Genomic DNA, 12257 nt, shown 5'->3' with positions numbered 1-12257 from the left:
CCTCCGGCAAAGGGAGCGGCGGACGCGCGGGCGCTTCGCCGGCGGCCCCCGGCCTCAGGCCCAGCCGCGCGCCCAGTAGACCAGCAGCCCCAGGTATTCCTTGATGATCGACCGGCTGGCGTTCAGCGCGCGCAGGTCCGGCAGCCAGAACGAGAAATCGGGGTCGTCCGGGACCACGATCTGGGGGGGCGAGGGCGCCGCGATCGGGTTCAGGCCCTGCTTCTGGAAGCTCGCCATGGACCGGGGCATGTGCAGGGCCGAGGTCACCAGCAGGAAGCGCTCGATGCCCCGGTCGCGCAGCAGCCGGGCCGTGTAGACCGCGTTCTCGCGCGTGGTGTCACTCTGGTTTTCCTTCACGATGGCCTGGGCGGGCACGCCCTCGCGCTCCAGGGCCGCGGCCATCATGGCCGCCTCGCTCTGGCCGCCGTCCAGGGCGGCTCCCGAGACCACGATCAGGGGCGCGCGGCCCGCCGCGTACAGCCGGGCGGCCGTGTCGGTGCGCGGGATCGCCGTGTTGCGGTCGTAAGGCTCGAACCAGTTGCGCCGGCCGTTGGCGGAATTGCCGCCCAGCACCACGATGGCCTGGGCCGTCGGCATCTGCGCCGCCGCCTGGTAGGGGTAGCGCTGCTCCAGCAGGCCTCCGGCCCACAGCGAGGACGTCGGCAGGGACCAGAACAGCACCCAGGCCAGGGCGCCGGCCGCCAGGATGCCGGCCGTCTTGCGCCAGCGCAGGATGAACAGGAGCAGCGCCAGCACCAGCAGGGTGACCGACAGGTTCAGGGGGATCAGCAGGTTGCCGAGAAAAGCGGTGAGCGTCATGCGGCGGGAGGCGTGTCGATGAGATCCAGCGCGGTGGACAGGACCTCGGGGGCGGCCGGCCAGGCGCCCATGCGGCCCATGCGCACGGCCCGGTTCGACCAGGGGCCGGTGCGGGCGGAGTCCGTGACGCCGAACAGGGTGATCTGCCGCGCCCCGGCGGCGGCGCCGAGGTGCGAGACCCCCGAATCGTTGCAGATCACCAGGGCCGCGCGCCGGGTCAGGGCCGCGAAGGCGCCCAGGCCCAGGGGCGGCAGCAGCAGGGCGGTGGGCGCCGCCTCGCGCGCGGCCTGGCGCTCGGCCTCGGGGGGCGCCATGGCCACCGTCAGACCGCGCGCCTGCAGGGAGCGTGTCAGGCTGTCGAATCCCGGCCAGACCTTGACGCGGCCCTTGTGCAGCCCCGTCGCCGTCGGCGCGATCAGCACGAACCCGCCGCTGGCGAGCCCCGCCCGGGACAGCGCGCGGGCCGCCTCGTCCTCGTGCGGAATGGCGGCGCGCCAGCGCAGTTCCTCGGCGGGCTGGGGGGGCGGCTGCGGCAGGCGCCATTGCGCCAGCGCGTGGCGGGTCAGGTGATACCAGGACTGCACCGCGTGCAGCGGCCCGGCCGGCTTGGCGCAGGGCCAGCGCAGGATCAGGCTGCGGCCGTCGTCGCGGTAGCCGGCGCAGGGGATGCCCGCGAAACGGAACACCAGGGCGCTGGACAGGGAATCGGGCAGCAGCAGGCCCAGGGGCCGTCCGTGGCGCGCCTGCCGGCGCGCATTGCGCACGGCCGCCCGGTCGGTGCGCCAGGCGCCCTGCATCGGGACGAAGCCGGCCAGCGGATAGGCCGCCAGCAGATCACCCGCCCAGGGCCGCGCGCAGGCGACGACGGGCAGGCCGGTGGCCAGCAGCGCTTCCAGGCTGGGCAGGCTCATGCAGACATCGCCGACCCAGTTGGGCAGGCGGACGTACAGGACGGGGCTGGGGGAGGGTGTCAACGCGGCGGCTCCGGCGCCCGCCGCGGTCCGGAGGCGCGAACGGGCTAAAATGCGTGGTTCCCAAAGTATATAAGAGAGCGTGCCGGGTGAAGACCACCACCGATCATCCCGTGGACAGCCGCCCCGTGCGCCTGGAGCTGTGGCGGCAGATCTACGTCCGCCTGGGACGGGACTGGAAGGTCGGCCTGCTGGCCCTGGTGCTGCTCAGCATCGCCTCCGCGACCCAGCCCCTGCTGGCGGTCATCATGAAGCCCCTGCTCGACGAAGGCTTCACCGGCGCCCAGCCCGACTACATCTGGTCCATCCCCCTGGCCGTCGTCGGCCTGATGCTGCTGCGCGGCCTGTGCACCTTCGGCGGCACCTACCTGATGTCCTGGGTCGCCAACAACATGCTGCTGGCGCTGCGCCGCGACATGTTCGACCGCCTGCTGGGCATGTCCGACGAGACCTTCCGCGCCCGCGACCACGGGCGGCTGCTCAACCGCTTCACCATCGACGCCGGCAACGTCAGCGGCCTGTCCACCGAGGTCATCCGCGTGATCGTGCGCGAATCCCTCACGGTCGTGGCCCTGCTCGCGGTGCTGCTGTACATGTCCTGGCAGCTGACGCTGATCGTGCTGGTGATGCTGCCGCTGTCCGTCGTGACGGGGCGCTATTTCATCCGCCGCCTGCGGCGCATCAATCGCGACACGATCAACATGAACGCGGAGCTGACCCACGTCGTCTCCGAAGGCATCGACGGCCAGCGGGTCATCAAGCTGTTCGACGGCTACGCGCGCGAGCGCGAGCGCTTCGCCTACGTCAACGCCCGCCTGCGCCGCTTCGCCATGCGCGCGGCCAGCGCGGATTCGGCCATGTCGCCGATCTCGCAGTTCTTCGTCGCCCTGTCGGTGGCCATCGTCGTCGCCGTGGCCCTGTACCAGGCCAACCACCACGGCCTGACGGTGGGCAGCTTCGCCGCCTTCATGGCCGCGCTGGGCCAGATCTTCGACCCCCTGAAACGGCTCACCAACATCGCCGGCGCGGCGCAGCGCATGCTGATCTCCGCCGAAAGCGTCTTCGCCCTGATCGACGAGCCGGTCGAGGCGGACACCGGCACCCGGGAAATCGACGGCCGCCTGCGCGGCGAGGTCGTCTTCCAGGCCGTCACGCACCGCTTTCCCGACGCGGGCCGCGACACCCTGGACCAGGTGACGCTCACGGTCCCGGCCGGCCAGACCGTGGCGCTGGTGGGGCGCTCGGGCAGCGGCAAGACCACGCTGGTGAACATGCTGCCGCGCTTCGTCGAGCCCACCGCGGGCCGGGTGCTGATCGACGGCATCGACGTGCGCGAGCTGCGGCTCGGCGCCCTGCGCTCGCAGCTGTCGCTGGTGAGCCAGGACGTCGTCCTGTTCGACGGCACGGTGGCCGAGAACGTCGCCTACGGCATCCTCGGCGAGGTGCCGGAAGACCGCATCCGCGCGGCGCTGGAGGCGGCCAGCCTGCTGGAATTCGTCGACGGCCTGCCCGAGGGCATCCATACCCGTGTCGGCAGCAACGCCAGCGCGCTGTCCGGCGGCCAGCGCCAGCGCCTGGCCATCGCCCGCGCCCTCATCAAGGATGCGCCGATCCTGATCCTGGACGAGGCCACCTCGGCCCTGGACAACGAATCCGAGCGCCAGGTCCAGGCCTCGCTGGAACGCCTGATGACCGGCCGCACGACGCTGGTGATCGCCCACCGGCTCAGCACCGTGCAGAAGGCCGACCGCATCGTCGTCCTGGACCAGGGGCAGATCGTCGAACAGGGCAGCCATACCGAGCTGCTGGCGGCCGGCGGCCTGTACGCCCGCTTGTACCAGTTGCAGTTCCAGGATGTCCCGCTCGGAGATTGAGGCCCGCCCCCGGAGCCCTTCGGGCGTGCCCGCCGCCGTTCGGCCCTGTCGTTGTTCAGCCATGCCGTTCGTTCAGTCAAGCCGTTCGTTCTTCACGTCGTTCGTTCAGTCAAGCCGTTCATTCAGTCAAGCCGTCCAGTCAGCCATTTCCGGAGTCGCACGATGAGAATCACCCTTACCCTGGCCTCCCTGGCCGTCGTCCTGGCGGGCTGCGCCGCGCAGCCGGCCGGCCTGGGGCTCGATCAGCTGGAGACCGAGCGGTACCTGCTGACGGAACGCCGCCGGCTGCCGATCGATTTCGCCGGCGTCCAGCGCAACCTGTTCCGGCATGCGCGGACCTGCGGCGAGACCTACACCTTCGAGATGGTGCCCGGCGAATCGGCCTTCGGGCGCGTCGTCTACCGCCCCACGCCCGACGCCGGCTGGGACCGCAGCATCGTGCTCAGCCTCACGCTGCTGCACAACCGCAGCATCAACGTCCAGGCCTACAGCTACCATGCCGGGCAGATGGACCGGGTGCACCGCATGATGACCGCCATGATGAAGCCCGACTCCTGCCAGGCCGACACCAGCTGGGAAAACAAGCTGGACGCGATCGGAGACTGACGCGCCCGCGCCGCTACGGCGGTACCCTGCAGCGGTGCGCTACGGTGGCATGCCATGGCAGTACGCTACGGCGGCATGCCATGGCAGTACGCTACGGCGGCATGCTATGGCAGTACGCTACAGCAGCATGCTACGGCTGTACGCTACGGCAGCCCGCTATGGCAGTGCCCTGCAGCAGCACGCTACGGCAGTACGCTACAGCAGCACGATGTCGTAGTGCTCCTGGCTGTAGCTGGCCTCGACCTCCAGCGAAATCGGCTTGCCGATGAAATCCCCCAGCATCGCCAGGTGCTGGCTTTCCTCTTCCAGGAACAGGTCGATCACGGCCTGCGCCGCGACGATGCGGAATTCCTTGGGATCGAACTGGCGCGCCTCGCGCAGGATTTCCCGCAGGATCTCGTAGCACAGCGTGCGCGGCGTGCGCACCGTGCCGCGCGATGCGCAGGTGGGGCAGGGCTCGCACAGCTGGTGCGCCAGCGAATCGCGGGTCCGCTTGCGGGTCATCTCCACCAGCCCCAGCTGGCTGAAGCCGCTGACCGTCGTGCGGGTGCGGTCGCGGGCCAGGGCCTTGTTCAGCTCGGCCAGCACGGACGCCTGGTGGCCGGCGTCGTCCATGTCGATGAAATCCAGCACGATGATTCCGCCCAGATTGCGCAGCCGCAGCTGCCGGGCGATGGCGACCGCCGCCTCCAGGTTGGTCTTGAAGATCGTGTCGTCGAAATTGCGCCCGCCCACGAAACCGCCCGTGTTCACGTCCACCGTCGTCAGCGCCTCGGTCTGGTCGATGATCAGGTAGCCGCCGGATTTCAGGTCCACGCGCCGCGACAGCGCGCGGGCGATCTCCTCGTCCACGTTCGCCGTGTCGAACAGCGGCCGGTTGCCGCTGTAATGGTGGATGCGGTCCACCACCGACGGCGTGTAGCGCTGCGCCCATTCCCGCAATTCCTGGGTCACCGTGCGCGAATCCACCGTGATGGACGCCGTGTCGGGCGTCACCATGTCGCGCAGCACGCGCTGCGCCAGCGTCGGCTCGACGTATACGGGCGAGGGCGCCGGCACCTGGCGCACGCGGGTCTGGATGTTGGCCCACAGCGTGCGCAGGTACGCGATGTCGGCCGCCAGCTCCTCGTCGCTGGCGTCCTCCGCCTGGGTGCGCACGATGAACCCGCCGGGCTCGTCGGCGGGCTTCAGCGCCACCAGCCGCTCGCGCAGCGCATTGCGCTCCGCCTCGTTGCCGATGCGCTGGGAAATGCCGATGTGCGGCTCATGCGGCAGGTAGACCAGCATCCGGCCGGCGATGCTGATGTGGGTGGACAGCCGCGCGCCCTTGGTCCCGAGCGGATCCTTGATCACCTGGACCAGCAGCGGCTGTCCCTCGAACAGCAGCTTTTCGATGGGGGTCGGCGGCGTATGGTCGCCGCTGCCGGTGCGGGCATGGCGGTTTTGCCGCAGGTCGGCCACATGGATGAAGGCCGCCCGCTCCTGGCCGATGTCCACGAAGGCGCTCTGCATGCCCGGCAGCACCCGGGCCACGCGCCCCAGGTACAGATTGCCGACGTGGCCGCGCTGGATGCTGCGCTCGATGTGCAGTTCCTGCACCACCCCCTGCGCGGTCAGGGCCACGCGGGTCTCGAAGGGAGTGACGTTGATGAGAATGTCTTCGCTGCTGGGCATGAGAGCCTGTTCTTTGATGGAGGATTGACCATGAATTTATCACCTCGGGCCGCCCACGAGGCGGAAGAGTCTCCGATGAAGGGGTCCCCCCGCGGACTGTCCAGCGCCGCCCCAGAAAACCGCCGCCCCTCTTTACAGCCGACACTCCTCCTTACAGCCGGTGCCCCTCTTTACAGCCGGTGCCCCTCTTTACAGCCGGTGCCCCTCTTTACAGCCGGTGCCCCTCTTTACAGCCGCCGCCCCTCCTTACAGCCGGTGCTTTTTTCAGCCGCCGCTTTTTTAACCAGCGCCCCTCCTCGCGTAGGGCCGGTGCGCGCCCCCTGCCGGGACTGTTCGCAGCCTGTTCCGGCAGGGGGCGCGCACCGGCCGAGCTGCCCAGGCGGTGCCCCGCACCGAAGCGGCAACCCCCACCGAAGCAGCGTCCCGCACCGAAGCGGCAACCCCCACCGAAGCGGCGCCCCATACCGAACCTCCTGGGCCCTCCCAGAGAAAAGCGGATTTTTCGCCCGCTTGTCCGCTCCGATTTGCCCTTCTCCAAAAAAGCGTGCTATAGTCTCGTTTCTTCGCCGCCAGGCACTCGGGTTAACCCCTAGATGAATCGGTTTTACCGAAGCGTTGCAGGGACCGGGCGCAGGCGGAAGTGTTCGGATTTGCAGGCGTTTGGCCCGATCCGAAGACGGCAGTCGGCAGCGAAGACCGGCGGGGTTTCGATCCGCAGCCGGGGCCAGTCAGGCTTGACATTGAAACGCTGATGTGTTTTAATTTCGGGCTCGACAGCGAGGCGTGAAGGTCTTGTCGGTCAGGTGGATGCCAGGTGGTTTTGAGTGCGGTTTGAACGAAGTTCGGGCCGGTTCGCAAAAGCGATCTGACAAATGTGCGAAACACAGCCACTTGACACGACGTAAAAAGTTCTTCATAATCTCGTTTCTCTGCTTAACGCAGAATTGCTCTTTAAAAACTTAACAGCCGATAAGTGTGGGCGCTTGATGACAAGCGGCGCTGACCGGATCGATGAGGTTCTCACGAACCGCTTCGGGCCCGGAGAAGCACAACCGATGTACCAAGTGCTCATACTACAGAAATGAAGAAGTAAGGTTTAATTAACCAGACTTCGTCTTTCTTTGAGCATAGCGACGTATGAACCGACCATCTCGATGGTTGAGGAAATACGATTACAGGAATTGAACTGAAGAGTTTGATCCTGGCTCAGATTGAACGCTAGCGGGATGCTTTACACATGCAAGTCGAACGGCAGCACGAAGAGCTTGCTCTTTGGTGGCGAGTGGCGAACGGGTGAGTAATGTATCGGAACGTGCCCAGTAGCGGGGGATAACTACGCGAAAGCGTGGCTAATACCGCATACGCCCTACGGGGGAAAGGGGGGGATCGCAAGACCTCTCACTATTGGAGCGGCCGATATCGGATTAGCTGGTTGGTGGGGTAAAGGCCTACCAAGGCGACGATCCGTAGCTGGTTTGAGAGGACGACCAGCCACACTGGGACTGAGACACGGCCCAGACTCCTACGGGAGGCAGCAGTGGGGAATTTTGGACAATGGGGGCAACCCTGATCCAGCCATCCCGCGTGTGCGATGAAGGCCTTCGGGTTGTAAAGCACTTTTGGCAGGGAAGAAACGGCGCGGGCTAATAACCTGTGCTAATGACGGTACCTGCAGAATAAGCACCGGCTAACTACGTGCCAGCAGCCGCGGTAATACGTAGGGTGCAAGCGTTAATCGGAATTACTGGGCGTAAAGCGTGCGCAGGCGGTTCGGAAAGAAAGGTGTGAAATCCCAGGGCTTAACCTTGGAACTGCACTTTTAACTACCGGGCTAGAGTACGTCAGAGGGGGGTAGAATTCCACGTGTAGCAGTGAAATGCGTAGAGATGTGGAGGAATACCGATGGCGAAGGCAGCCCCCTGGGATGATACTGACGCTCATGCACGAAAGCGTGGGGAGCAAACAGGATTAGATACCCTGGTAGTCCACGCCCTAAACGATGTCAACTAGCTGTTGGGGTTTATTAACCTTAGTAGCGCAGCCAACGCGTGAAGTTGACCGCCTGGGGAGTACGGTCGCAAGATTAAAACTCAAAGGAATTGACGGGGACCCGCACAAGCGGTGGATGATGTGGATTAATTCGATGCAACGCGAAAAACCTTACCTACCCTTGACATGTCTGGAATCCCGAAGAGATTTGGGAGTGCTCGCAAGAGAACCGGAACACAGGTGCTGCATGGCTGTCGTCAGCTCGTGTCGTGAGATGTTGGGTTAAGTCCCGCAACGAGCGCAACCCTTGCCATTAGTTGCTACATTCAGTTGGGCACTCTAATGGGACTGCCGGTGACAAACCGGAGGAAGGTGGGGATGACGTCAAGTCCTCATGGCCCTTATGGGTAGGGCTTCACACGTCATACAATGGTCGGGACAGAGGGTTGCCAAGCCGCGAGGCGGAGCCAATCTCAGAAACCCGATCGTAGTCCGGATCGCAGTCTGCAACTCGACTGCGTGAAGTCGGAATCGCTAGTAATCGCGGATCAGCATGTCGCGGTGAATACGTTCCCGGGTCTTGTACACACCGCCCGTCACACCATGGGAGTGGGTTTCACCAGAAGTAGGTAGCCTAACCGCAAGGGGGGCGCTTACCACGGTGAGATTCATGACTGGGGTGAAGTCGTAACAAGGTAGCCGTATCGGAAGGTGCGGCTGGATCACCTCCTTTAAGAGCTCACAGCAAAGCCTGTTGTTGAAGCGCTCACGCTTATCGGCTGTTTGGTACATGGTCTGAAGTCCAGGCCTGCATGAAAAGCAGACTCAAGGGGTCAGTAGCTCAGTCGGTTAGAGCACCGTCTTGATAAGGCGGGGGTCGATGGTTCGAATCCATCTTGACCCACCACGGTTCGTTGTCGGGGCGTGCTCGGGCGACGGGTTCTGGGGGATTAGCTCAGCTGGGAGAGCACCTGCTTTGCAAGCAGGGGGTCGTCGGTTCGATCCCGTCATCCTCCACCAGCGATTTGTGCGGTGGGTTTTTGTGGACACGCAGGATCTTCAGTCAAGAGCGTCTTGGGCGAGAGTCCAGGGTGCTGCTGACTGAACCGGCATCGAGAGGTGCCGATCGGTGAAGTACCATGTTCTTTAACAATCTGGAAGAAGCACAACAATGTAAATATCATGATCGACTTGATTGTCGTGAAGGGTAATTTACGGGTTGTGATTGCAAAATCAATTGTTCAAAAGTTCTTAAGATTCAGTCAGGGTCGTTCCGCAAGGGATGATGCTTGACGAGCCTTGATGGAATTGAACGGCACAAACACGCGAAACTCAGTTCCTGTAATCTGCAAAGTTATAGGATCAAGCGAATAAGTGCATATGGTGGATGCCTTGGCGATCACAGGCGAAGAAGGACGTTGTAGCCTGCGAAAAGCTGCGGGGAGCTGGCAAACAAGCTTTGATCCGCAGATGTCCGAATGGGGAAACCCACTCCAGCGATGGAGTATCGTTATCTGAATACATAGGGTAACGAGGCGAACCGGGTGAACTGAAACATCTCAGTAGCTCGAGGAAAAGAAATCAACCGAGATTCCGGCAGTAGCGGCGAGCGAAACCGGAGCAGCCTTGACGAGTTAGCACAGTCGATAGTCGAACGGTCTGGAAAGGCCGGCCGCAGCATGGTGATAGCCCTGTAGACGAAATCGAATGTGTGGGACTAGGCGTCAGATAAGTAGGGCGGGACACGTGAAATCCTGTCTGAAGATGGGGGGACCATCCTCCAAGGCTAAATACTCGTGATCGACCGATAGTGAACCAGTACCGTGAGGGAAAGGCGAAAAGAACCCCGGAAGGGGAGTGAAATAGATCCTGAAACCGTATGCATACAAACAGTAGGAGCCTCCTTGAGGGGTGACTGCGTACCTTTTGTATAATGGGTCAGCGACTTACATTCAGTGGCAAGCTTAACCGGATAGGGAAGGCGTAGCGAAAGCGAGTCCGAACAGGGCGATTCAGTCGCTGGGTGTAGACCCGAAACCAGGCGATCTATCCATGGCCAGGTTGAAGGCACGGTAACACGTGCTGGAGGACCGAACCCACTAACGTTGAAAAGTTAGGGGATGAGCTGTGGATAGGGGTGAAAGGCTAAACAAGCCTGGAGATAGCTGGTTCTCTCCGAAAACTATTTAGGTAGTGCCTCACATGATTACTGCCGGGGGTAGAGCACTGTTATAGCTAGGGGGTCATGGCGACTTACCAACCTATGGCAAACTCCGAATACCGGCAAGTACAGTGTGGGAGACAGAGCACCGGGTGCTAACGTCCGGACTCAAGAGGGAAACAACCCAGACCGCCAGCTAAGGTCCCTAAAACGGGCTAAGTGGGAAACGAAGTGGGAAGGCATAGACAGTCAGGAGGTTGGCTTAGAAGCAGCCATCCTTTAAAGAAAGCGTAATAGCTCACTGATCGAGTCGTCCTGCGCGGAAGATGTAACGGGGCTAAGCCAGTTACCGAAGCTGCGGGTGTGCACGCAAGTGCACGCGGTAGGAGAGCGTTCTGTAAGCCTGCGAAGGTGGCTTGTAAAGGCTGCTGGAGGTATCAGAAGTGCGAATGCTGACATGAGTAGCGATAAAGGGGGTGAAAAGCCCCCTCGCCGTAAGTCCAAGGTTTCCTGCGCAACGTTCATCGGCGCAGGGTGAGTCGGCCCCTAAGGCGAGGCAGAGATGCGTAGCTGATGGGAAGCTGGTTAATATTCCAGCACCGTCGTGAGATGCGATGGGGGGACGGATGGCAGAAGGTCATCGGGGTGTTGGATGTCCCCGTTGCTGCATCGAAGAAGGCGCTTAGGTAAATCCGGGCGCGTAATTCAAGGGTGTGGCTGGACAGGAACTTCGGTTCCTGGACTGATTGGAAGTTGTCCCAGGAAAAGCCTCTAAGCTTCAGTCTCACGAGACCGTACCGCAAACCGACACAGGTGGACGGGATGAATATTCCAAGGCGCTTGAGAGAACTCAGGAGAAGGAACTCGGCAAATTGATACCGTAACTTCGGGAGAAGGTATGCCCTTGTAGTGTGACAGGCTCGCGCCTGGAGCATGAAGGGGCCGCAGAGAATCGGTGGCTGCGACTGTTTATTAAAAACACAGCACTCTGCAAAGACGAAAGTCGACGTATAGGGTGTGACGCCTGCCCGGTGCCGGAAGGTTAAGTGATGGGGTGCAAGCTCTTGATCGAAGCCCCGGTAAACGGCGGCCGTAACTATAACGGTCCTAAGGTAGCGAAATTCCTTGTCGGGTAAGTTCCGACCTGCACGAATGGCGTAACGATGGCCACACTGTCTCCTCCTGAGACTCAGCGAAGTTGAAATGTTTGTGATGATGCAATCTACCCGCGGCTAGACGGAAAGACCCCATGAACCTTTACTGTAGCTTTGCATTGGATTGTGAACCGGCCTGTGTAGGATAGGTGGGAGGCGTTGAAACCGAGTCGCTAGATTCGGTGGAGCCAACCTTGAAATACCACCCTGGTCTGTTTGCGGTTCTAACCTTGGCCCGTTATCCGGGTCGGGGACAGTGCATGGTGGGCAGTTTGACTGGGGCGGTCTCCTCCTAAAGTGTAACGGAGGAGTACGAAGGTACGCTAGGTACGGTCGGAAATCGTGCTGATAGTGCAATGGCATAAGCGTGCTTGACTGTGAGACTGACAAGTCGAACAGGTGCGAAAGCAGGTCATAGTGATCCGGTGGTTCTGTATGGAAGGGCCATCGCTCAACGGATAAAAGGTACTCTGGGGATAACAGGCTGATACCGCCCAAGAGTTCATATCGACGGCGGTGTTTGGCACCTCGATGTCGGCTCATCTCATCCTGGGGCTGTAGCCGGTCCCAAGGGTATGGCTGTTCGCCATTTAAAGAGGTACGTGAGCTGGGTTTAAAACGTCGTGAGACAGTTTGGTCCCTATCTGCCGTGGGCGTTGGATACTTGACGGAGCCTGCTCCTAGTACGAGAGGACCGGAGTGGACGTACCACTGGTGTATCGGTTGTCATGCCAATGGCATTGCCGAGTAGCTATGTACGGAAGAGATAACCGCTGAAGGCATCTAAGCGGGAAACTCGTCTGAAGATTAGGTATCCCGGGGGCTTGACCCCCCTGAAGGGTCGTCCGAGACCAGGACGTTGATAGGCTGGGTGTGGAAGCGCGGTAACGCGTGCAGCTAACCAGTACTAATTGCCCGTGCGGCTTGATCCTATAACCTTGCGGAGTACCGCAACGGAACGTAGTGATCGTGTGTGTGTAGCCGACACAATTGAACGAAACAACGCAAC

5 protein-coding genes, 2 tRNA genes and 2 rRNA genes are annotated in these 12257 nt (G+C 62.2%); 6 read left to right on the top strand and 3 right to left on the bottom strand.

The window, feature by feature from the left end; translation table 11 throughout:
- Positions 1-54: 54 nt before the first annotated feature.
- Positions 55-819, bottom strand: a complete 765-nt coding sequence (locus tag BN940_RS11865; RefSeq protein WP_043683314.1) for a YdcF family protein — start codon at positions 817-819, stop codon at positions 55-57.
- Positions 816-1730 carry a glycosyltransferase family 9 protein gene (locus BN940_RS11860; RefSeq protein WP_084330852.1) on the bottom strand — a complete coding sequence of 305 codons (915 nt, stop codon included), beginning with the start codon at positions 1728-1730 and terminating at the stop codon, positions 816-818. The genes BN940_RS11865 and BN940_RS11860 overlap by 4 nt, the downstream gene beginning before the upstream one ends.
- Before the next feature lie 149 nt (positions 1731-1879).
- On the opposite strand from BN940_RS11860, the gene msbA reads away from it, so the two are divergent.
- Complete coding sequence (gene msbA / locus BN940_RS11855) at positions 1880-3664, top strand: lipid A export permease/ATP-binding protein MsbA (RefSeq protein ID WP_043683308.1); 1785 nt, start codon at positions 1880-1882, stop codon at positions 3662-3664.
- A 162-nt stretch (positions 3665-3826) separates the two neighbouring features.
- Positions 3827-4270, top strand: coding sequence for a hypothetical protein (locus tag BN940_RS11850; RefSeq protein ID WP_052355816.1), 444 nt, complete (start codon positions 3827-3829; stop codon positions 4268-4270).
- A 195-nt stretch (positions 4271-4465) separates the two neighbouring features.
- On the opposite strand, the gene rng is transcribed toward BN940_RS11850, so the two are convergent.
- Positions 4466-5944, bottom strand: coding sequence for a ribonuclease G (gene rng / locus BN940_RS11845; RefSeq protein ID WP_043683307.1), 1479 nt, complete (start codon positions 5942-5944; stop codon positions 4466-4468).
- 1183 nt (positions 5945-7127) lie between these two features.
- Here rng and BN940_RS11840 point away from each other — a divergent pair.
- The 4 genes from BN940_RS11840 to BN940_RS11825 all read left to right on the top strand — a co-directional run bounded on the left by BN940_RS11840 (position 7128) and on the right by BN940_RS11825 (position 12180).
- Positions 7128-8666, top strand: a 16S ribosomal RNA gene (locus BN940_RS11840).
- A gap of 97 nt (positions 8667-8763) precedes the next feature.
- Positions 8764-8840, top strand: a tRNA-Ile gene (locus BN940_RS11835).
- Positions 8841-8877: 37 nt separating this feature from the next.
- Positions 8878-8953, top strand: a tRNA-Ala gene (locus BN940_RS11830).
- Positions 8954-9293: 340 nt separating this feature from the next.
- A 23S ribosomal RNA gene (locus BN940_RS11825) occupies positions 9294-12180 on the top strand.
- Together the 16S and 23S rRNA genes with 2 tRNA genes alongside form the textbook arrangement of a ribosomal RNA operon.
- Positions 12181-12257 lie beyond the last annotated feature (77 nt).

The sequence above is a fragment of the Castellaniella defragrans 65Phen genome (assembly GCF_000612685.1).
Lineage (GTDB): Bacteria > Pseudomonadota > Gammaproteobacteria > Burkholderiales > Burkholderiaceae_B > Castellaniella > Castellaniella defragrans.
This window is presented reverse-complemented; position numbering and strand designations above follow the sequence as displayed.